Origin of the sequence: Pseudomonas sp. KBN12P06040 (assembly GCF_037574965.1) — a bacterium.
Lineage (GTDB): Bacteria > Pseudomonadota > Gammaproteobacteria > Pseudomonadales > Pseudomonadaceae > Pseudomonas > Pseudomonas aeruginosa.
This window is the reverse complement of record NZ_JBBELS010000001.1, coordinates 2,044,788-2,065,897: the sequence shown is the minus strand read 5'-3', so window position 1 is coordinate 2,065,897 and position 21,110 is coordinate 2,044,788. Positions and strand designations below refer to the sequence as shown.

Below are 21,110 nucleotides of genomic sequence, written 5' to 3'. Positions count from 1 at the left end.
AACTCCACGCCTCAAGTTAATATTTTTTCCAGACAGTTCGCATGACATAGTCCCGATAGCTATGAACTATGCGAACAATCTTTTCAGAAACGTTGGGCATGCTATAGTCAGCGACCAAGCGTAACATGCGCTCTGCGTCGCGCCTCTGTCCCTCCAACACCTCGAGTGCTTGTAGTACTCGATCCGAATCCAGTCCGACCATCATCACCACAGCCTCTTCCATGCCTTCTGGGCGTTCATGAGCCTCACGAATATTCAAAGCGGGAAAATTCAGTATTGAAGACTCCTCACTGATGGTCCCACTGTCAGAAATAACTGCCTTGGCTGTAATTTGCAGTTTATTGTAATCCTTAAAGCCGAGGGGTTTCAGCAGTTTAATACCCTCGTGAAACTTTGCCCCCGTCGCCTCAATTCTCTTTTTTGTTCTAGGGTGAGTTGATACGATGACGGGCAGCGAGTACTTTTCTGCCACAGCGTTGAGCATAGAAACCAACTTCAAGAAATTCTTATCCGAATCTATGTTTTCCTCTCGGTGCGCACTCACGACAAAGAACCGCTCTGTTTTCAACCCGAGCCTTTCAAGAATATCGGAGGACTCGATCCCGTCACGATAGTGCTCGAGAACTTCGAACATAGGGCTACCAGTCTTGATAACCATGTCTGGAGAAAGTCCTTCACGCAAGAGATAATCACGCGCAATTGTACTATAGGTCAAATTTACATCAGCTGTATGATCGACAATGCGCCGATTTATCTCTTCAGGCACACGCATATCGAAACAGCGATTGCCTGCTTCCATATGAAAGGTCGGTATCTTACGCCGTTTTGCAGGCAGTACCGCCATACAACTATTGGTATCACCCAGCACGAGCAGCGCATCGGGATCTATTTCGCCCAGAACACGATCGACTGCGATTATTACATTCCCTATCGTTTCAGCCCCGGAAGACCCGGCGGCGTTTAGAAAATAATCCGGCTTTCTTATACCGAGGTCCTGAAAAAATATTTCATTAAGTTCGTAATCATAATTCTGTCCAGTATGGACAAGTACATGATCGCAGTACTGATCAAGCTTCGCCATGACCCTAGACAAGCGAATAATCTCAGGACGAGTTCCAACAACCGTAACGACTTTTAGCTTCTGCATTGTTATCTCACTATACCTTACGCACCTTCGCCTACTGAACAAGCGTAGGTATCCGGATTTTCCCGATCAAATACTTCGTTAGCCCACAACATGACTACCATATCGTCAGTTCCGACATTAGTAATGTCATGAGTCCATCCAGGTACTGTTTCGACAATTTCTGCCTTTTCACCATTAGTGCAAATTTCGTAAAATGCCCCGGTCAGGATGTTTCTAAACTTGAAACGTGCCATCCCTTTGATAACCAGAAACTTTTCGGTTTTCGAGTGATGGTAATGCCCGCCCCTGGTAACACCTGGATGAGCCGTAAAAAACGAGAACTGGCCAGAGTCCGCGGTCTTCAGCATCTCGACGAATGTGCCACGCGGATCCGAATGCATTGGCACGTCGTAACTAAAACTATCTTCTGGCAAGAAACTTAGATAAGTCGAGTACAAGGCGCGCGTCAATCCCGAGCCAACCCTTGCGGTAGTCAGTGACTTTCGACTATCACGAAACTCATACAATTGTTCTGCGAGCTCACCAACAGAAATCTGATACTGGGGCTCGACCTGTAGTGAAACTGCATTGGATAGCTTCCCATCCATGACTTTCATGAAGGTGCGAACCACATCATCTATGTATACAAGAGTGATCTCTGCCGAGGAATCGTTAATTTGAATCGGAATATCTCGAATAATATTATGACAAAAAGTCGCAACCGCTGAATTATAATTCGGACGCGACCATTTACCGAATACATTAGGAAGGCGAAATATGTAGACAGGACAACCAATATCCTCACCTAGCACTTGGAGATGCTCTTCTGCGGCTCGCTTGCTTAAACCGTACTCATTATCCACCTCAGCCTGAATGGATGAAGTATAAAGAAGTGGTATGGCTCGTCCATTGGACCTTACCGCCTCACACAGAGCATACGTGAGTTCGGAATTCCCGATCTTAAACTCTTCTGGTTTTTCCGGACGATTGACCCCGGCAAGATGAAAAATAAAATCGACGGAACGAATTAGCTCAGGCAAATTACCAACACTACTCTCGCGGGTGAATGGCACCACCTCGATACCACCCCGCTCTGCAAGATGAGCGCACAGATTCCTTCCAACAAATCCATTCGCGCCAGTTACAAGAACTTTCATCGTTTATTCCTCTGGACTGGCACTCTCGCCACGCTGAATAGCACGAATGAAATCCAACTTCAGCAACAGCTTTTTCATTCCTTCGACATCCAGACGTTTGGTATTATGAGAATTATAGTCCTCTGTATGAGTAATTTTTTCCTCGCCTTGCTCCACAAACTTACTATAGTTCAGATCACGCAAATCTGGGGGGATACGATAATAGTCACCCATGTCTTCAGCACAGGCCATTTCCTCTCGACTAAGAAGCGCCTCATAAAGCTTCTCTCCATGACGCGTACCTATTACATTGATAGGATAACCATTCTTGCCAAGCAATTGAGTAAGCGCATGAGCCAGCACCTCGATGGTTGCAGCCGGTGCTTTCTGTACAAAAAGATCTCCATTGGTACCATGCTCGAAAGCATAAAGCACAAGGTCTACGGCATCCGTAAGCGTCATCATGAAACGTGTCATGTTTGGATCAGTGATTGTGAGAGGCTGGCCTGATCGCATTTGCTCGATAAAGAGAGGAATGACCGAGCCCCTTGAAGCCATGACGTTACCATAACGGGTGCCACAAATTACGGTAGGAGTGCGTTCCAGGTTTCGAGACTTGGCGACCATGACCTTTTCCATCATGGCCTTTGAAATACCCATGGCATTGATTGGGTAAACTGCCTTATCCGTACTCAGACAAACGACTTTTTTGACGCCATTCTGGATAGCAGATTCGAGGACATTTTCCGTTCCGATGACATTGGTCTTCACAGCCTCCATCGGGTAGAACTCACAAGAGGGAACCTGTTTCAATGCAGCCGCATGGAAAATGTAGTCCACACCGCGAGTAGCATTCAGAGTGCTTTGATAGTCGCGGACATCTCCAATATAAAACCTCAACTTGGGGTGAGCATAGCACTTACGCATATCATCTTGATCTTGCCCAGTCCCAGTGGACACCCCGTTAAGCGATAAACTGCAACGAGGTGAATCATGGCAAGACAAGCAACCCCAATGAAACAGACCCGCACCCGCCATTCCCAAGCCTACAAGGACGAAGCGCTGGCTTTGGCCGAGCGCATTGGCGTCAGCAAGGCTGCCGAACAGCTCGGCCTGCATGCTTCCCAGCTCTACGGCTGGCGGAGCAAGAAGCACCAGACTCAGTCCGGCAGCGAGCGCGAGCAGTCGCTGGCCGACGAGAATGCCCGACTCAAGCGGCTGTTGGCCGAGCACGCCGAGGAGCTGGCCATCGTAAAAAAGGCCGCCGCGTACTTTGCCAAGAGCCTCAAGTGAAGTACGCCTTCATGAGGACTCATACCGCGCATTTCTCGATCCAGGCCATGTGTCGCGTGTTGGGCGTTGCCCGCAGCGGTTACTACGCTTGGTGCTCTCGCAGGCCGTCAATGCGCCAGCGGCGAAGAGCCGAACTGGATCGGCAGGTCGCTCAGGCATACAGCGCACGCAAGGGCCGCAGCGGGGCTCCACGGCTTTGCCACGACCTGCGGGAAGCCGGCCTACCCTGCAATCGCAAGACGGTAGCCGCCTCGATGCAACGGCAAGGACTGCGTGCCAAGGCCGCCAAGAAGTTCAAGGCCACGACCAATTCTCAGCACTCCCTGCCAGTGGCAGAGAACTTGCTCAAGCAGGATTTCAAGGCATCTGCGCCAAATCAGAAATGGGTGGGTGACATCACCTACCTGTATACGGAGGAAGGCTGGCTGTATCTGGCAGTGGTCATCGATCTGTATTCACGGATGGTGATCGGCTGGGCCATGAACGAACGCATGACGGCCGACTTGGTTTGCGATGCCTTGCACATGGCGCTGTGGCGACGTAGGCAGCCTAATGACGTGATCGTGCATAGCGACCGCGGCAGCCAGTACTGCTCAGCGGCTTACCAGGAGCTGATCCGCGCCCATCACTTGCGATGCAGCATGAGCGCCAAAGGCAACTGCTACGACAATGCCTGTGCAGAGAGCTTCTTCCACAGCCTGAAGGTCGAGTGCATCCACGGCGAGCGCTTCACGAGCCGCGCCCAGATGCGTGAAACCGTGTTTGAATACGTCGAAACCGATTACAACCGCCAGCGGCGACACAGCACGCTGGGGCACATCAGCCCAGAGGCCTTCGAGGCCAGGATGTGTGCTTAAACCCGTGTCCACGGCTGCTGGGCAAGATCATCTTGCTTCTTCTCATCCCGACTGAATACACGTATTTCACCAATATCTGTATCCAGAAAACGCTTCAAAACGGCATTTCCAAAGGAACCAGTTCCACCGGTAATTAACAGAACAGAGTTCTTATCCATACACCACCTCTTTACTAATGTGTTCAACGTCCCTTTTCCGCCTCAAAATATAAAGAAAGCGAAAAACAACGAGCCAGAACAATGCAGCCCCTACCGGATGGAAAAGCCCACCGCCGCTAAAGACATAATTAACGAACCAGATTATAAATGCAGAGCATAAGAAGCCTAACTCTGTACAAGCTGTTTTTCTTCGCCGGAAGACAAGCAAAAATACAGAGTAGACAAAAAGCAACAATAGCAAAAGAACAGCCAAGCCACCAAAAATGAAACCATAGATGCAAAGCAGCTCGACAATACCATTGTGCGCCATTGGATATTGCGCATACCCTAGAACCCCCCCTCCCCCAAAAACGCCCGCGCCCAAAACAAGTATCTCGCTACCGTAGAAAGACAATGTTTCCAAAGGCAGTGCAGTTACCCGATCGAATATGGATTCGAAGAATGGAACATCTTGCGAGACTGAGGAATCGGAGGTGAGGAGCCCGACAATCAGTCGATGCACGGTTTCCAGACTGCCAGCCCCGAAGTCTGCAAGGAAAAATACAGATAAACCCAGCCCTGCAAGAAGGAAGGTGAAAAACAAGTATGTCTTTTTGATCAGTTTTAGCCAATAGGCAAAGAATAAGACAATGACGATATTGGCCAGAGCAGCTTTCTGCAGCGACAGCATCGCCCCCAAGCAAAGAAGAAAGAAACATACCACGCGCGCCCAACCCTTTAGATAAAAGAGTGAAGCAAGTGCGGGAACTCCCACCATAACACCATATGCGGTCAAACTTCCTACCAATGATGCAAAACGGGCGCCCCCAGCACGCTCACTGGCTTCAGCGAACCATTCTATAGGTCCAAATACATACTGCCAGAGAAAAGAAAGAGCCGCCAGACTGAAGAAAAATGAAATAAGTTGCATGGGCACTTTTAGATTATCTCTGGCAAGAACCATAGCAACAAAGAGAAGAGGTAATGATGCCCACAACCTGAAAATCCCTATGGAATAGTCTCCATATAGATCGAACCATAACACCGAAACGAGCGAGGCATACGTCCAGAAGAAAATAACAAATATTCCTAATGCGCTATATTTAATATCCCTCCAGTTATTAATAAATAAGAGAAAAAACAGCCCACAAAACCCAGCAAGAACTAAATAATACGCACCGGATAGATTTCGGAGAATATGAAAGAGAAACACAAAAAGGAGAACCAGAGCAACGCTTCTCTGCTTCACGAGTACCACCCATCTTTGTTTGCTTTCTCTTTGGAAAGTTTCGACTTTCTATCGAGAACCCCCTTCCGATAGGATGAGGCCAAAACGAGCCTATAAGCAGCTCTAGAGTAGAGCCATCGAATAATAGAGTCCGTTTTCTCTAGAGAATGAATAAGAATATTTGAAAACTTTGACTCCAGCGCAAGACACAGCACTGCTCTGAATAGACTCTGAAACTTGCTTGACAAAGCAAAGCCCGGCTCCATCCATCGTATAGGACCAAGAGTCTCAAGGTCATCAGTTGTTGCAACTTTCATGAATTCCGGCATTCCGTCACGGGCGGCATGATAGTACTTGCGACAGAACTTCGAAATACTGCCTTCCGGTTCGACATGCTCGATTTCAGCCCGACAAGGAAGAACAGAATAACCAAGCTTGCCAACCCTTAACCCAAACTCCGTATCTTCAAAGCCGTATCCAACAAATCGCTCATCAAAAAGAGCATTATCTTGGAGCAGAATATCCCTCTCAGCAAGCATATTCATGGTAACAATAGTTTTATACCCCAAGGAGTTGGGCAGCGGCTTGTCAGCAGAGAAGTGACAACTATCCCTATAGCGATAGTAATTACTCGTCGACACCAATGAGCAAGAAAATCTGACACCACCGCACCAGATAACGCGTTCCCCCCTTCGAGAGTTAGCAGCGTTCAGAAAATTCGAGAGATGAGCAGGATCTGGCACACAATCATCATCAAGAAGCACTACGTAGCGCCCCTTCGCTAAACGAACGCCTTTATTTCGTTTTGCACTAGCCGAATTCAGCTCAGCCTGCTCAAGACGGACGTTGAAGCCCTGAACCGCTTCGAACTCGCGGACCACATCGGGTGTTTCATCACCACTATTACTGTCGACAACAATAACTTCAAAATCCTTAAAAGCCAGAGACTGCGCTACAAGGCCGGCCAGGACCAATTTTAGTTCCTTGGGACGACGCCAAGTACTAACGACGACACTCAACAACATCAAAGTCCCCTTTTCTCTCTCAACTTAACCGTGGCCAGGAAAAACATTCCCATCCCCAAAGAGACCTCTGTAACGACCAGCGTCCACGCTCCAAAAAGCTCATCCCCCCAAAGCGCCAAGAGGATAAATGTTAATACCCCGCCCAATTCCGCAAAAAAAATTGCTCGCAAATATACACCATCATACCCAGAAGGAACAAGAGTCAACCCTCCATACAGAACACCAATACAAGCAAACACTGGCACTATCGAAAACATTCTTATTACAACAGTTAGACCTCTGGACTGTTCCGGGAATAGGAGATATGAAATGTATTCAGAAAATAAGAAAAGAAATAAACAACTAGGAATAGCTATTAGTAACATCAGACCTAGCGCTTTCCTTCTTAAACTGCCGACTGCCGGGTCGGCACTCGCATACATCCTGCTAAAAGTCGGAAATAGAGCGCTAGCTATGGGTGAAGTAGCAGCCGCGATCCCGCGAAGGAATTTATCCGCAGTAGAAAGCACTCCGGCCGCGGAGGCTCCACCAACAACACCAACCGCCGCAACGAGCACTTGCATGTGCAAGCTAAGAAAAGCCAGAGAAAGAAAAGATCGAGCACCGTCACGCAATATATCGAGAATTCTGTCTTTCTCGAGAACCGGGCGCCACCGTATTCCCATAGAAAATAAAATACAACAGAGAGCACTTCCACCTATGACATAGGAAAAACCAAACCCCAACGAAGCCAGCACAAGGTCAGAATCCTTCGTGACAAAAAAAACGACCAATAGGAAATAAAATACCTTAGACAAAAAATTGGTAAGCGCCAACCATCCAAACAGCGCTCTTCCCTGAAAGAACCATACTGCTTGAAGATAATTTCCAACTACTGCCGGAAGAGCAGCCGCAACCAATACAAGCAAGGGGATTGGTAAAATAGAAGATACAGCCAAAATGGCCAGCACTAAAAGTGAAAGCAGCAACAATAAGAATCTAGCACTCTGTACAACAGAAAAGAAACTAGACAGTTCAACTTTGTTATCGATAATGGCAGCCTTTCTTGATCCTGCCAGAATAAATCCAAAGTCTACCAGTTGACATAGAATGACAGCCACGGCCTGGGCAATCACCAATTGGCCAAACGCTTCGCTTGACAATGTTCTCGTGAGAAAAGGAATCGCAGCAAGAGGCAAAAGATAGTTGCTGCCCATGGATATACCGGAGTAGAAAACGCCCCGCCTTATTGACATTCTACTCGATACCCCCTAATACAATTCAACAACTACAACAAGTAAACCCTGATGCCAGTAAGTGGCATCAGGGTTTAGATCAAAACTTAGCGAAGAGAGCCATCGCTACGAAGCTTCCTTATAAAACCAGCGAGCACTGCGAGTAGAATTCCAATTATCAATCCTGCCAAAGTACCTATAGTAACTATAAGAATCTTCTTCGGCTTAATGGGTTGATTTGAAAAAGAGAGTCCCTCGTCTTCCTTGTAGACAGCCACCGCATCAGAATCCACAGACAAACTGGAGTTCCAAGATAGTTTCTCTTGGAGAGTTCTCAACTCAGGAATGAATGGAGCATCTACACTACGCGACTCAAGATTGTTGATTTCAGCGCGCAGCGCCTTAGCTCCTCGCATGTACATCAAGTCACCATCCATGATCGAGGAGAGTTGTTGCTCGGACGCCCCTTCTATTAATGGCGGGCCATCTATCTTGAGCGACTCCGCAATCAGCAATGCCTCCTTCAAACGTGCAATTCTATCATCACGGCGGCCCTTCGCCATATTCTGCAGCACGGTTATGCGGCTCTGCATTGCAGCATTTCTTACCTGGAAATCTCTACCTGCACTATCAATAACCTCATGCACGGCCCGATCCGCAGCCAAACGCACGAAAGCTTGTGCCCATGTAGCAAGAACCTCTCGCTTCGTGCCCTCCACAATTACCGTATAACGGTCTGCATCTGGCTTGTTAGCAGGATCAATCTTTACCTCTTTGGAGAACTTCTTATAAAACTCCTCCTGCTCATCTTCGCTTTCCGCTCCCTCACCCACCTGGGGAAGTTATATCTTATAGAAGAACTCTTTTTTATTCTCATCCGAAAGCAGATTGCGCGAAAAGATCGCATAGATACTTCTAACAGTATATGCATCTAGGCCATTCTCCCTTCTACCAACATTGAAACCTTCGATAGACCCAAGAGCAGGAGGCACTACTGCAACCCTATATTCATATACAGGCTTACTCAGATACGCATAGGTAAAAGACCCGATTAATGCAAGAAGAGTAGTCAGAAGAATCAGAACCTTGTTAACCCAAAGCTCCTTGACCAGCTTCACCAGGTCAACCTCACCATCAGCCGTCATCAAAGAAGAATTCTGCTTATTCACATTCAGTCCATCATCAGTCCAATCGGAAACTCTATCAGGGGAAAAGCCCAACAAGATATATTGGACACCACGATCCCCGACAAGTTCTACACGGAAGGTTGTCTTGACGACTTATGATGCGCAAAGCCTGCAAAAACTCCAAAAAACCAACCGAGCAGACCGCCCGCAACAAACACCAATGAAAATAACAATGCACTCGGAATCGCAGGCGTCTCCCACCCCAAGAAGGAAAATTGGATAAGAGCACGATTTTCCAAAGTAAAAATAATTGCCGACAAGGCCACAACCACTATCAGTAGCCCAACAAGCATTCTTTTAAGCGTGCGCATGAATACCTCCATACCAAGCAGGTCAAGCCTCTAAACAGCCTTATTCCGGCTCGTTGACCCGATCCCGCAACTCCTTGCCCGGCTTGAAGTGCGGCACGAACTTGCCGTCGAGGCGTACCGACTCCCCGGTCTTGGGGTTGCGACCGACGCGCGGGGCGCGGTAGTGCAAGGAAAAGCTGCCGAAACCACGGATCTCGATCCGGTCCCCGGTCGCCAGGGCCTGGGACATTTGCTCCAGCATGGTCTTGATTGCCAACTCGACATCCTTCGCGGACAGTTGCCCCTGATGGGTAACGATCCGTTCGATCAACTCCGACTTGGTCATGGTTTTCCCTTCTTTTTCAAGCGGCTAGATCAGCTCAGGTCTCTTTTAGCATGCTGATCAGTCTTTGAACAGGTCCAAGAAGGGGAAAACGAAAAAGGGCGGCCTAGACCGCCCTTTTTCATGATGGATCAGAGACTTAGCCCTGATTCCCCATCTGAGCACGGATCAGATCACCGATGGTGGTCGGACCAGCGCTTTCTACTTCCTGCTTACGCAGTTCTTTCATTGCGTCCTTCTCGTCGTCGACGTCCTTGGACTTGACGGAGAGGCTGATGACGCGGCTCTTGCGGTCGATGCTGATGATCTTGGCTTCGACTTCCTCGCCTTCCTTCAGGACGTTGCGCGCGTCTTCGACGCGGTCACGGCTGATTTCGGAAGCCTTCAGGATACCTTCGATGTCGTCGCCCAGGCTGATGACAGCGCCTTTGGCGTCGACTTCCTTCACGGTACCGCGGACGATGCTGCCTTTCTCGTGCAGGGACGCGTAGTTGGAGAACGGATCGTCTTCCAGCTGCTTGATGCCCAGGGAGATGCGCTCGCGCTCCGGGTCGACCGACAGGATGACGGTTTCCAGCTCGTCGCCCTTCTTGAAGCGACGTACGGCTTCTTCGCCGACTTCGTTCCAGGAGATGTCGGACAGGTGGACCAGGCCGTCGATACCGCCGTCCAGACCGATGAAGATACCGAAGTCGGTGATCGACTTGATGGTACCGGAGATACGGTCACCCTTGTTGAACTGGCTGGAGAAGTCTTCCCACGGGTTGGATTTGCACTGCTTGATACCCAGGGAGATACGACGACGCTCTTCGTCGATGTCCAGAACCTGAACTTCCACTTCGTCGCCAACCTGGACGACTTTCGACGGATGGATGTTCTTGTTGGTCCAGTCCATTTCGGAGACGTGTACCAGGCCTTCCACGCCCTCTTCCAGCTCGGCGAAGCAGCCGTAGTCGGTGAGGTTGGTGACGCGGGCCATGACGCGGGTGCCTTCCGGGTAACGCGCCTTGATGGCAACCCACGGGTCTTCGCCCAGTTGCTTCAGGCCCAGGGATACACGGTTGCGCTCGCGGTCGAACTTCAGGACCTTGACGTCGATCTCGTCGCCAACGTTGACGATCTCGGACGGATGCTTGATGCGCTTCCAGGCCATGTCGGTGATGTGCAGCAGGCCGTCTACGCCGCCCAGGTCCACGAATGCGCCGTAGTCGGTGAGGTTCTTGACGATACCCTTGACCTGCTGGCCTTCCTGCAGCGATTCCAGCAGAGCTTCACGCTCGGCGCTGTTCTCGGCTTCCAGGACGCTGCGGCGGGAAACGACAACGTTGTTGCGCTTCTGGTCGAGCTTGATGACCTTGAACTCGAGCTCTTTGCCTTCCAGGTGGGTGGTGTCGCGAACCGGACGCACGTCGACCAGCGAACCCGGCAGGAACGCGCGGATGCCGTTGACGTCGACGGTGAAACCGCCCTTGACCTTGCCGTTGATGACGCCCTTGACCACTTCGTCGGCAGCGAAAGCCGCTTCCAGAACAATCCAGCTCTCGGCGCGCTTGGCTTTCTCGCGGGACAGCTTGGTCTCGCCAAAGCCGTCTTCTACCGCGTCCAATGCGACGTGGACTTCGTCACCCACCTTGATGGTCAGTTCGCCCTGTTCGTTGTAGAACTGCTCGACCGGGATGACGCCCTCGGATTTCAGACCGGCATGGACGGTGACCCAGTCACCATCGATGTCGACCACGATGCCGGTGATGATGGCACCCGGCTGCATGTCGAGGGATTTCAGACTTTCTTCAAAGAGTTCTGCGAAGCTTTCGCTCATGTTCATACCTGTAGTCAAAGGCCCGGAAGGGCCCGATTCCGCATCACCAGCCAATGCGGTCAAGTCATTAAATGAAGCCGCAGGACAATTTGCTGGTTTCCTGCTAGCTTCTGATTGCACTCCCGAATGGGAATGCCCAGTTGGGTTGTTCTGCGATGGCGCCATCCAAGTCGAGAGGCAACCCTCACCGCACCTGCAAAACGCCACAACATAAGGTCTGGAATATTAGCAACCAGGCCCTGTATCGTCAATTCCCGCGCCGAAACCTCAGACGTCCCAGCCCTGCCGCTCGCAGTGCCGGATGATCGTCTCGACCACCGCCTCGATGCTCATTTCGGTGGAGTCCAGCAGGATCGCGTCATCGGCCGGTTTCAGCGGCGCGACCGCGCGCTGGCTGTCGCGCTCGTCGCGCTCGCGGATTTCTTCCAGCAAGGCAGACTGGTCAACATCCGCGCCCTTCGCCTTCAACTGCAGGTAGCGTCGACGCGCACGCTCCTCCGCCGAGGCGGTGAGGAAGATCTTCAGAGGCGCATCGGGAAACACCACGGTGCCCATGTCGCGGCCGTCGGCCACCAACCCCGGCGCTTCGAGGAACGCCCGCTGGCGCTGCAGCAACGCATCGCGCACGGCCGGTAAGGCGGCGACCTGTGAGGCGCCGGCACCGACCTGCTCGGTACGGATCACATCGGTCACTTCCTCGCCTTCGAGAATGATGCGCTGCCCATGGCTGCCATCGGCGGCGACGAACTGCACATCGAGGTGCGCAGCCAGGACCTTCAGCGCCTCTTCATTGGTCAGGTCGACACCATGGTTGACCGCGGCGAACGCCAACAGCCGATAAAGCGCCCCGGAATCCAGCAGGTTCCAGCCCAGGCGCCGGGCGAGCAGCCCGGCGACCGTGCCCTTGCCGGCGCCACTGGGGCCATCGATGGCGAGCATCGGTACAGCGCCGTTCATCAATTGTTCTCCACGGCGACCCGGATACCGGTCTGGGCACACAGGGCGAGGAAGTTGGGGAAGGAGGTGGCGACGTTGGCGCAATCGTGGATGCGGATCGGCCCGCTGGCGCGCAGCGAAGCGACGCTGAAGGACATGGCGATACGGTGGTCGCCGTGCGCCCAGACTTCGCCGCCACCGAACGCACCACCCTCGATGACGATACCATCCGGGGTCGGCTCGGCCTTCACGCCCAGGGCCTTCAGGCCGTCGGCCATGACCTGGATACGGTCCGACTCCTTGACCCGCAGCTCTTCGGCGCCACGCAGGACCGTGCGCCCCTCGGCGCAGGCGGCAGCCACGAAGAGTACCGGGAACTCGTCGATAGCCAGTGGCACCAGGTCCTCGGGAATGTCGATGCCCTTGAGCCGCGCGGAGCGCACGCGGATGTCGGCGACCGGCTCGCCGCCGACCTCGCGCTGGTTTTCCAGGCTCAGGTCACCACCCATCAGGCGCAGGATCTCGATGACGCCGACGCGCGTCGGGTTGATGCCGACGTGCTGCAGGACCAGTTCCGAACCTTCGGCGATACTGGCGGCAACCAGGAAGAAGGCTGCCGAGGAAATGTCGGCCGGGACCTCGATATGGGTGGCGCTCAACTTATGCCCGGATTCGACCTTGGCGGTGCTGCCCTCGACTTCCACCGGATAGCCGAAGCCGCGCAGCATGCGCTCGGTGTGGTCGCGGGTCGGCGCCGGCTCGGTGACCGAGGTCTCACCCGCGGCGTAGAGCCCGGCGAGCAACAGGCAGGACTTCACCTGGGCGCTGGCCATCGGCATGTCGTAATGCATACCGGTGAGGCGCTGGCCGCCGCGAATGGTCATCGGCGGACGGCCTTCCGGCCCCGTCTCGATTACCGCGCCCATCTCGCGCAGCGGCTTGGCTACGCGATTCATCGGCCGCTTGGAAAGGGAAGCGTCGCCGGTCAGGGTGCTGTCGAACGGCTGGGCCGCCAGCAGACCGCTGAGCAGACGCATGGAAGTACCGGAGTTACCCAGGTAGATCGGCCCAGGCGGCGCCTTGAGGCCGTGCAGGCCAACGCCATGGACGGTGACGCGGCCGTTCTGCGGCCCCTCGATCACCACTCCCATGTCGCGGAACGCCTGGATGGTTGCCAGTGCGTCCTCGCCCTCGAGGAAGCCCTCCACTTCGGTGGTGCCTTCGGCCAGGGAGCCGAGCATGATCGAGCGATGGGAGATCGACTTGTCGCCCGGTACCCGGATGGTTCCGGACAGGCTGCCGCCCGGCTGGGCCAGATAAATCAGGTCGTTGTTGTGCATGGCGTCCACATAGGCCCGACGGGCCAGGATTTTGCTGAAATGCTCACGGGCTACCCGGGCGCGCGTGAAAACGCCCAACAACTGGTGCCCGTCCCCAGTGTCGACGGCCTCGCGCAGCGCGTCGAGGTCGTCACGAAAAACATCCAGTGTACGCAGCACCGCCTCGCGATTGGCGAGAAAGATGTCGTGCCACATCACCGGGTCGCTGCCGGCGATCCGTGTGAAATCACGGAAACCGCCGGCGGCATAGCGGAAGATCTCCAGGTTCTCGCTGCGCTTGGCCAGGGAGTCGACCAGGGTGAAGGCCAGCAGGTGAGGCAGGTGGCTGGTGGCCGCCAGAACCTCGTCGTGATGCTCGACCTCCATGTGCTCGACGTCCGCGCCCAGCGCGCGCCACAGGCTGTCGACCAGCGCCAGCGCGTCGGCATCGGTCTCCGCGGAGGGCGTGAGAATCACCTTGTGCCGGCGGAACAGGGTCGCCTTCGCCGCGGTCACTCCGCTCTGCTCGGAACCCGCGATCGGATGCCCCGGTACCAGGTACCGCGGCATCCCGCCGAACGCGGCACGCGCGGCACGCACGATATTGCCCTTGGCGCTGCCAACGTCGGTCAATACAGCCTTGCCCAGATCGAGTTTCGCCAGGTCGGCCAGCACCCGTTCCATCGCCAGGATCGGCACCGCCAGCTGGATCACGTCGGCGCCGACGCAGGCGCGGCCAAGATCCTCCTCGCAACGGTCGACCACGCCGAGTTCCACCGCCAGGCGGCAAGACTCGGCATCCCGATCCACGCCGACCACTTCGCGGAACAACCCTTTGCTCCGCAACCCCTTGGCGAAGGAGCCGCCGATCAGGCCCAGCCCCACCACCACCAGGCGGCCCAGCTTAGGGGTCGACTGTTGCAGCGGCGTGACCTCAGTCATGCGCCAGCACCTTGCCCAGCGCCTGGAGGAAACGATCGTTCTCTTCCGGCAGCCCGATGGAGACGCGCAGGAAGGTCGGCATCCCGTAGCCAGCCACCGGACGCACGATCACGCCTTCGCGCAGCAGCGCCTGGTAAACCGGACCGGCATCACGAGCCAGATCCACGGCGATGAAGTTGCCCTTCGAGGGAATCCAGGACAGGCCCAACGCGTGAAAGCCATCCTCCAGCTGCGCCATGCCGGAATCGTTTAGGCGGCGACTCTGCGCCAGGTAGTCATGGTCATCCAGCGCCGCGCAGGCAGCCGCCAGGGCCAGGCTATTGACATTGAACGGCTGGCGCACGCGGTTGAGCACATCGGCCACCGCCTTGCTCGAAAGCGCGTAGCCGACCCGCAGCGAAGCCAAGCCATAGGCCTTGGAGAAGGTCCGCGAGACCAGCAGGTTGGGATGGTGCGCCAGGTAGTCCAGGCCATCGGGCAGCTCGTCGCCCTCGGCGTATTCGATATAGGCCTCGTCCAGCACCACCAGCACCTCCGCCGGCACCTGGGCGAGGAACCGCTCCAGGGCGTCCGCACCGAACCAGGTCCCGGTCGGGTTGTTCGGGTTGGCGACGAACACCACGCGAGTTTGCCTATCGATGGCGGCGAGCATCGCTTCCAGGTCATGCCCCCAGGCGCGCGCCTTGACCGCCCGCCCCTCGGCGCCCACGGCCTGGGTGGCGATCGGGTAGACGGCGAAGGCATGTTCGCTGAACACGGCGTTCAGACCAGGCGCGAGGTAGGCACGGGCGACCAGGTCGAGAATGTCGTTGGAGCCGTTGCCCAGGGTCACCTGCGCCGCATCCACCGCGCAACGCTCGGCCAGCTTGCGCTTGAGTTCGAAACCGTTGCCGTCAGGATAACGGGTCAGTTCCGCCAGTTCGGCGCGGATAGCCTCCAGCGCCTTTGGGCTCGCACCCAGCGGGTTCTCGTTGCTGGCGAGCTTGACGATCGCCGCAGGGTCGATGCCCAGCTCGCGGGCCAGTTCGTCCACCGGCTTGCCAGGGACGTAGGGCGACAGCTTTTGCACCCCCGGCTGGGCCAGGGCAAGGAAATCGGACATGGATAGTTCAGCCTCGACGCGGGACGGGGCATTCATCGATGACCCGTCTCTTCGGAATGACAGCGCGCTCAGAGCACCGCTTTCGGATAGGAGCCCAGGACCTTCAGGGCGACGGCTTCCTGGCCGATCTTCTCCAGGACGTCCTTGATCAGCGGTTCTTTATGGTGGCCGACGAAATCGATGAAGAACACGTAGGTCCATTTGCCGCTGCGCGACGGGCGGGTTTCGATGCGGGTCAGGTCGATACCGTTGTTGTGGAACGGTACCAGCAGCTCGTGCAGGGCTCCCGGCTTGTTGCGCATGGAAACGATGATCGAGGTCTTGTCGTCGCCGGTCGGCGGAACCTCCTGGTTGCCGATGATCAGGAAGCGCGTGGAGTTGTCCGGGCGGTCCTCGATCTTCTCGTGCAGCTTGCTCAGGTCGTACAGGCTGGCCGCCATGTCGCCGGCGATCGCCGCCGAATTCCACTCGCTCTTCACCCGCTTGGCCGCGTCGGCGTTGCTCGACACCGCCACCCGCTCGACGCTCGGGTAGTGCGAGTCCAGCCACTTGCGACATTGCGCGAGGGATTGGGCATGGGAATAGATCCGGGTGATGTTGTCGGTCTTGGTGGTTTCGCCGACCAGCAGGTGATGGTGGATACGCAACTCGACTTCGCCGCAGATCACCATGTCGTGCTCGAGGAAGCTGTCGAGGGTATGGTTGACCGCCCCCTCGGTGGAGTTTTCCACAGGCACCACGCCGAAGTTCACCGCGCCGGCGGCGACCTCGCGGAACACCTCGTCGATCGCCGCCATCGGCGTGCTGATCACCGCGTTGCCGAAATGCTTGAGTGCCGCGGCCTGGGTAAAGGTGCCCTCGGGTCCGAGATAGGCCACTTTCAGCGGCTGCTCAAGCGCCAGGCAGGACGACATGATCTCGCGGAACAGCCGCGCGACCTCTTCGTTGTCCAGCGGCCCCTTGTTCAATTGCATGATGTGCTTGAGCACCCAGGCTTCGCGCTCGGGACGGTAGAACACCGGCGCCTCGCCCTCGCCCAGGGTTTGGGTCTTCACTCGCGCCACGTCCTGGGCGCAACGGGCACGCTCGCTGATCAGCTCGAGCAACTTCTCGTCGAGGCTGTCGATGCGCAGGCGCAAGGCCTTGAGCTGGTCCTGGTCCGCCATCAGCCGTGCTCCTTCTCGAACTCCGCCATGTATGCGACCAGCGCCTCGACCGCGTCCAGGCCAAGGGCGTTGTAGATGGAAGCGCGCATGCCGCCGACCGAGCGGTGGCCTTTCAGGTTGAGCAGCCCGCGCGCCTCGGCGCCTTCCAGGAACGGCTTGTCGAGACGCTCGTCGGCCAGGCGGAACGGCACGTTCATCCAGGAGCGGGCGCTCGGCTGGATCGGGTTGGTGTAAAAGTCGCTGGCATCGATGGTCTTGTACAGCAGGTCCTTCTTGGCGCGGTTGCGCTGCTCCATCGCGGTCACCCCGCCCTGCTCCTTCAGCCATTCGAAGACCAGGCCGGACAGGTACCAGGAGTAGGTCGCCGGGGTGTTGTACATGGAACCGTTGTCCGCGGCGATCTTGTAGTTGAGCATGGTCGGGCAGACGCTGCGGGCGCGGCCGAGCAGGTCTTCGCGAACGATCACCACCACCAGGCCGGACGGGCCGATGTTCTTCTGCGCCCCGGCATAGATCAGGCCGAAGCGGGACACGTCGAGCGGGCGCGAGAGGATATCGGAGGACATGTCGGTGACCAGCGGCACGTCGCCGGTCTCGGGAATCCAGTCGAACTCGAGGCCGCCGATGGTCTCGTTGGAGGCGTAGTGCACATAGGCCGCGTCCTTGGTCAGCGTCCACTCGTTCTGACCCGGAATGGCGAAGTAATCGTACTCCTTGGCGCTGGCCGCGACATTCACTGTGCCATAGCGACGAGCCTCCTCGATGGCCTTCTTCGACCAGATACCGGTATCGATATAGTCGGCGACGCCATCTTCGGGCAGCAGGTTCAGCGGAATCTCGGCGAACTGCTGGCTGGCGCCGCCCTGCAGGAACAGCACCTTGTAGTCCGAGGGAATGTCGAGCAGGTCGCGCAGGTCCTGCTCGGCCTTGCTGGCGATGGCCACGTAGTCATCACTACGGTGGCTCATTTCCATGACCGAAAGGCCCTTGCCCCGCCAGTCGAGAAGCTCGGCCTGGGCACGTTGCAGAACTGCGTCGGGAAGCGCCGCGGGACCGGCGCAGAAATTGAAGGCTCGCTTGCTCACATCCACTCTCGCTATAGGTAGGGCGGATAGCCGTGAGTTATCCGCCGAGGTCATCGGCCGGGCGGGCGCAGGCGCCCGCCCCGAGCCTTACTCTTCGTTGCCTTCCGCTTCCGCCGCGGGCTCGGACTCGGACTCGGCCGACTCGCCCAGAGATTCGGCAGCTTCCTCGCCCTCGGGCAGGTCCTCGTCATCTCCGCCCGACGGCTCCTGGACACGCTCCAGACCGACCAGTACCTCGTCGCTGGCGAGCTTGATCAGGGTTACGCCCTGGGTATTGCGGCCGGACAGGGAGACTTCGTCGACACGCGTCCGCACCAGGGTGCCCTGGTCGGAAATCAGCATGATCTCCTCGCCTTCCTGGACCTGTACCGCGGCGATCAGCGCGCCGTTGCGCTCGTTGGTGACCATGGCGATCACCCCCTGGCCGCCGCGGCCGCGACGCGGGAACTTGCTCAGCGGGGTACGCTTGCCGAAGCCGCGCTCGGAGGCGGTGAGGATCTGCGCCCCGGACTCCGGAATCAGCATGGAGATCAGCTGCTGCCCCTTGCCCAGGCGCATGCCACGTACGCCGCGGGCGTTGCGGCCCATGATGCGCACCACGCTCTCGGCGAAGCGGATCACCTTGCCGGCGCTGGAGAACAGCATGACTTCCTTGGCGCCATCGGTGATCGCGGCGGCGATCAGGGTGTCGCCCTCTTCCAGCTTGAGCGCGATCAGGCCGCTGCTGCGCGGACGGCTGAACTGCACCAGCGGGGTCTTCTTCACGGTACCGAAGGCGGTGGCCATGAAGATGTAGGCGCCGGTCGGCTCGGCCACCAGCTCGGCGGTCTCGCCCTCGACTTCCTCGACCTCGGCGGCCTCAACCACCTCGCCCTCGAGCACCGCGCCTTCGGCTTCGTCGAGGTCGTCATCGGCGCCACCGTTCTGCTGCAGCGCCTCCAGGTCGATCTGCAACATCGCGGTGATCCGCTCGCCCTCATCCAGCGGCAGCAGGTTCACCAGCGGCCGGCCACGCGCGGTACGCGAGGCTTCCGGAATCTCGAAGGTACGCAGCCAGTAGACCTTGCCCTTGCTGGAGAACAGCAGGAGGGTCGCATGGCTGTTGGCCACCAGCAGGTGTTCGATGTAGTCCTCGTCCTTCATCCCGGTGGCGGACTTGCCTTTGCCGCCGCGACGCTGCGCCTGGTAGGCGGCCAGCGGCTGGGACTTGGCGTAGCCGCCGTGGGAGATGGTCACCACGCGGTCTTCCTCGGTGATCAGGTCGGCGATGGTCAGGTCGACCTGGGAAGCCACGATCTCGGTGCGGCGAGCATCGCCGAATTCGGCCTTGACCGCTTCCAGTTCCTCACGGATCACCTCCATCAGGCGCGCCGGGTTGGTCAGGATGCGGATCAGCTCGCCGATCAGGTTGAGGATTTCCTGGTATTCGGAGAGCAGCTTCTCGTGCTCCAGGCCGGTCAGGCGATGCAGGCGCAGCTCGAGGATCGCCTGGGCCTGTTCCGGCGACAGGTAGTACTTGCCGTCGCGCAGGCCGTACTGCGGATCCAGGTCTTCCGGACGACAGGCGTCGGCGCCGGCACGCTCGACCATCGCTTCCACCGCGCTGGACTCCCAGGCAGTGGCGATCAGGCGTTCCTTGGCCTCGGCCGGGGTCGGCGAACTCTTGATCAGCTCGATCACCGGATCGATGTTCGACAGGGCGACCGCCTGGCCTTCCAGGATGTGCCCGCGCTCGCGGGCCTTGCGCAGCTCGTAGACGGTACGCCGGGTCACCACTTCGCGGCGGTGGCGGACGAACACCTCGAGCATGTCCTTCAGGTTCAGCGTGCGCGGCTGGCCGTCGACCAGGGCCACCACGTTGATGCCGAACACGCTCTGCAGCTGGGTCTGGGCATAGAGGTTGTTGAGGACCACCTCGCCCACCTCGCCGCGACGCAGCTCGATGACCACGCGCATGCCGTCCTTGTCAGACTCGTCGCGCAGCTCGGAAATACCCTCGATCTTCTTCTCTTTCACCAGCTCGGCGATCTTCTCGATCAACCGCGCCTTGTTCAACTGGTACGGCAGCTCGGTGATGATAATCTGCTCGCGACCGCCGCCCTTCTCCATCTCCTCGACGACGGCGCGGGCACGGATGTAGATGCGCCCGCGACCGGTGCGGTAGGCCTCGATGATCCCGGCGCGGCCGTTGATGATGCCGGCGGTGGGGAAGTCCGGACCGGGGATGTACTGCATCAGCTCATCGACGGTCAGGTCGGGGTTGTCCATCAGCGCCAGGCAGCCGTCGATCACTTCGCCGAGGTTGTGCGGCGGGATGTTGGTCGCCATGCCCACGGCGATACCGCTGGAACCGTTGACCAGCAGGTTGGGAATCTTGGTCGGCATGACCGCCGGGATCTGCTCGGTGCCATCGTAGTTGGGCACCCAGTCGACGGTTTCCTTTTCCAGGTCCGCCAGCAGTTCGTGGGCCAGCTTGGCCATGCGCACTTCGGTGTATCGCATGGCTGCGGCGTTGTCGCCGTCCACCGAACCGAAGTTGCCCTGGCCGTCTACCAGCATGTAGCGCAGCGAGAACGGCTGCGCCATGCGCACGATGGTGTCGTAGACCGCGATGTCGCCGTGCGGGTGGTACTTACCGATCACGTCGCCGACCACACGGGCGGATTTCTTGTAGGGCTTGTTCCAGTCGTTGCCCAGCTCGCTCATGGCATAAAGCACACGGCGGTGCACCGGCTTCAGGCCGTCACGTGCATCCGGCAGGGCCCGCCCGACGATCACGCTCATCGCGTAGTCGAGATAGGACTGTTTCAGCTCGTCTTCGATATTGACCGGGAGAATTTCTTTGGCCAGTTCGCCCATGAGAAGCCTGGTTCCTTTTTCTGGTGGAACTTCGCCGCCTCGATCC

The 21,110-nt window shown here is 56.7% G+C and carries 17 protein-coding genes and 2 pseudogenes; 1 reads left to right on the top strand and 18 read right to left on the bottom strand.

The window, feature by feature from the left end:
* Window positions 1-16 precede the first annotated feature (16 nt).
* The 3 genes and pseudogenes from wecB to VQ067_RS09770 all read right to left on the bottom strand — a co-directional run.
* Complete coding sequence (gene wecB / locus VQ067_RS09780; RefSeq protein WP_023094582.1) at window positions 17-1,147, bottom strand: non-hydrolyzing UDP-N-acetylglucosamine 2-epimerase; 1,131 nt, start codon at window positions 1,145-1,147, stop codon at window positions 17-19.
* Window positions 1,148-1,164: 17 nt separating this feature from the next.
* Window positions 1,165-2,283 carry a UDP-2-acetamido-2,6-beta-L-arabino-hexul-4-ose reductase gene (gene wbjC, locus VQ067_RS09775; protein WP_015502634.1) on the bottom strand — a complete coding sequence of 373 codons (1,119 nt, stop codon included), beginning with the start codon at window positions 2,281-2,283 and terminating at the stop codon, window positions 1,165-1,167.
* 3 nt (window positions 2,284-2,286) lie between these two features.
* Window positions 2,287-3,198 (bottom strand): annotated as a pseudogene (locus tag VQ067_RS09770) (polysaccharide biosynthesis protein); the annotation flags it as partial.
* A 57-nt stretch (window positions 3,199-3,255) separates the two neighbouring features.
* Here VQ067_RS09770 and VQ067_RS09765 point away from each other — a divergent pair.
* Window positions 3,256-4,412 (top strand): IS3 family transposase gene (locus tag VQ067_RS09765; RefSeq protein ID WP_105446839.1). Its coding sequence is split into 2 segments (ribosomal slippage): window positions 3,256-3,514 and window positions 3,514-4,412, totalling 1,158 coding nucleotides; the frame shifts between segments, so codons are not numbered across the junction.
* Window positions 4,413-4,426: 14 nt separating this feature from the next.
* On the opposite strand, the pseudogene VQ067_RS09760 reads toward VQ067_RS09765, so the two are convergent.
* The 15 genes and pseudogenes from VQ067_RS09760 to gyrA form a co-directional block, all read right to left on the bottom strand.
* Window positions 4,427-4,570, bottom strand: a pseudogene (locus tag VQ067_RS09760) (polysaccharide biosynthesis protein); the annotation flags it as partial.
* On the bottom strand, window positions 4,563-5,798 hold the full coding sequence (locus VQ067_RS09755; RefSeq protein ID WP_023100414.1) for a hypothetical protein: 1,236 nt from the start codon (window positions 5,796-5,798) through the stop codon (window positions 4,563-4,565). The gene VQ067_RS09755 and the pseudogene VQ067_RS09760, both read right to left, overlap by 8 nt.
* Window positions 5,795-6,802: a glycosyltransferase family 2 protein gene (locus tag VQ067_RS09750; protein WP_340080824.1), complete on the bottom strand. Its 1,008-nt coding sequence runs from the start codon at window positions 6,800-6,802 to the stop codon at window positions 5,795-5,797. Before VQ067_RS09750 ends, VQ067_RS09755 begins: the two co-directional genes overlap by 4 nt.
* Window positions 6,802-8,037, bottom strand: coding sequence for an oligosaccharide flippase family protein (locus VQ067_RS09745; protein ID WP_015502630.1), 1,236 nt, complete (start codon window positions 8,035-8,037; stop codon window positions 6,802-6,804). Before VQ067_RS09745 ends, VQ067_RS09750 begins: the two co-directional genes overlap by 1 nt.
* Window positions 8,038-8,123: 86 nt before the next feature.
* Window positions 8,124-8,849, bottom strand: a complete 726-nt coding sequence (locus VQ067_RS09740) for a hypothetical protein (protein WP_232536769.1) — start codon at window positions 8,847-8,849, stop codon at window positions 8,124-8,126.
* A gap of 9 nt (window positions 8,850-8,858) precedes the next feature.
* Window positions 8,859-9,185 carry a Wzz/FepE/Etk N-terminal domain-containing protein gene (locus VQ067_RS09735; RefSeq protein WP_340080823.1) on the bottom strand — a complete coding sequence of 109 codons (327 nt, stop codon included), beginning with the start codon at window positions 9,183-9,185 and terminating at the stop codon, window positions 8,859-8,861.
* A gap of 86 nt (window positions 9,186-9,271) precedes the next feature.
* Window positions 9,272-9,514: a lipopolysaccharide assembly protein LapA domain-containing protein gene (locus VQ067_RS09730; protein ID WP_071534085.1), complete on the bottom strand. Its 243-nt coding sequence runs from the start codon at window positions 9,512-9,514 to the stop codon at window positions 9,272-9,274.
* Window positions 9,515-9,554: 40 nt separating this feature from the next.
* Entirely contained in the window at window positions 9,555-9,839 is a 285-nt protein-coding gene (ihfB, locus tag VQ067_RS09725; RefSeq protein WP_003091441.1) for an integration host factor subunit beta, read from the bottom strand.
* 136 nt (window positions 9,840-9,975) lie between these two features.
* On the bottom strand, window positions 9,976-11,655 hold the full coding sequence (gene rpsA, locus VQ067_RS09720; protein ID WP_033990450.1) for a 30S ribosomal protein S1: 1,680 nt from the start codon (window positions 11,653-11,655) through the stop codon (window positions 9,976-9,978).
* 267 nt (window positions 11,656-11,922) lie between these two features.
* On the bottom strand, window positions 11,923-12,612 hold the full coding sequence (gene cmk, locus VQ067_RS09715; protein ID WP_003091443.1) for a (d)CMP kinase: 690 nt from the start codon (window positions 12,610-12,612) through the stop codon (window positions 11,923-11,925).
* Window positions 12,612-14,852 carry a bifunctional prephenate dehydrogenase/3-phosphoshikimate 1-carboxyvinyltransferase gene (locus tag VQ067_RS09710; protein WP_023091538.1) on the bottom strand — a complete coding sequence of 747 codons (2,241 nt, stop codon included), beginning with the start codon at window positions 14,850-14,852 and terminating at the stop codon, window positions 12,612-12,614. The genes cmk and VQ067_RS09710 overlap by 1 nt, the downstream gene beginning before the upstream one ends.
* Window positions 14,845-15,954 carry a histidinol-phosphate transaminase gene (hisC, locus tag VQ067_RS09705; RefSeq protein ID WP_003130520.1) on the bottom strand — a complete coding sequence of 370 codons (1,110 nt, stop codon included), beginning with the start codon at window positions 15,952-15,954 and terminating at the stop codon, window positions 14,845-14,847. Before hisC ends, VQ067_RS09710 begins: the two co-directional genes overlap by 8 nt.
* 68 nt (window positions 15,955-16,022) lie before the next feature.
* Entirely contained in the window at window positions 16,023-17,120 is a 1,098-nt protein-coding gene (pheA, locus tag VQ067_RS09700; RefSeq protein ID WP_003091446.1) for a prephenate dehydratase, read from the bottom strand.
* Window positions 17,120-18,205 carry a 3-phosphoserine/phosphohydroxythreonine transaminase gene (gene serC / locus VQ067_RS09695; protein ID WP_003111764.1) on the bottom strand — a complete coding sequence of 362 codons (1,086 nt, stop codon included), beginning with the start codon at window positions 18,203-18,205 and terminating at the stop codon, window positions 17,120-17,122. Before serC ends, pheA begins: the two co-directional genes overlap by 1 nt.
* Window positions 18,206-18,292: 87 nt before the next feature.
* Window positions 18,293-21,064, bottom strand: a complete 2,772-nt coding sequence (gyrA, locus tag VQ067_RS09690; RefSeq protein ID WP_012613862.1) for a DNA gyrase subunit A — start codon at window positions 21,062-21,064, stop codon at window positions 18,293-18,295.
* Between the last annotated feature and the right edge of the window lie 46 nt (window positions 21,065-21,110).

Coding starts and splice junctions, on each gene's coding strand:
- wecB (WP_023094582.1), bottom strand. CDS start 1,147: ATGCAGAAGCTAAAAGTCGTTACGGTTGTTGGAACTCGTCCTGAGATT.
- wbjC (WP_015502634.1), bottom strand. CDS start 2,283: ATGAAAGTTCTTGTAACTGGCGCGAATGGATTTGTTGGAAGGAATCTG.
- VQ067_RS09750 (WP_340080824.1), bottom strand. CDS start 6,802: ATGTTGTTGAGTGTCGTCGTTAGTACTTGGCGTCGTCCCAAGGAACTA.
- VQ067_RS09745 (WP_015502630.1), bottom strand. CDS start 8,037: ATGTCAATAAGGCGGGGCGTTTTCTACTCCGGTATATCCATGGGCAGC.
- VQ067_RS09730 (WP_071534085.1), bottom strand. CDS start 9,514: ATGCGCACGCTTAAAAGAATGCTTGTTGGGCTACTGATAGTGGTTGTG.
- ihfB (WP_003091441.1), bottom strand. CDS start 9,839: ATGACCAAGTCGGAGTTGATCGAACGGATCGTTACCCATCAGGGGCAA.
- rpsA (WP_033990450.1), bottom strand. CDS start 11,655: ATGAGCGAAAGCTTCGCAGAACTCTTTGAAGAAAGTCTGAAATCCCTC.
- cmk (WP_003091443.1), bottom strand. CDS start 12,612: ATGAACGGCGCTGTACCGATGCTCGCCATCGATGGCCCCAGTGGCGCC.
- VQ067_RS09710 (WP_023091538.1), bottom strand. CDS start 14,852: ATGACTGAGGTCACGCCGCTGCAACAGTCGACCCCTAAGCTGGGCCGC.
- hisC (WP_003130520.1), bottom strand. CDS start 15,954: ATGTCCGATTTCCTTGCCCTGGCCCAGCCGGGGGTGCAAAAGCTGTCG.
- pheA (WP_003091446.1), bottom strand. CDS start 17,120: ATGGCGGACCAGGACCAGCTCAAGGCCTTGCGCCTGCGCATCGACAGC.
- gyrA (WP_012613862.1), bottom strand. CDS start 21,064: ATGGGCGAACTGGCCAAAGAAATTCTCCCGGTCAATATCGAAGACGAG.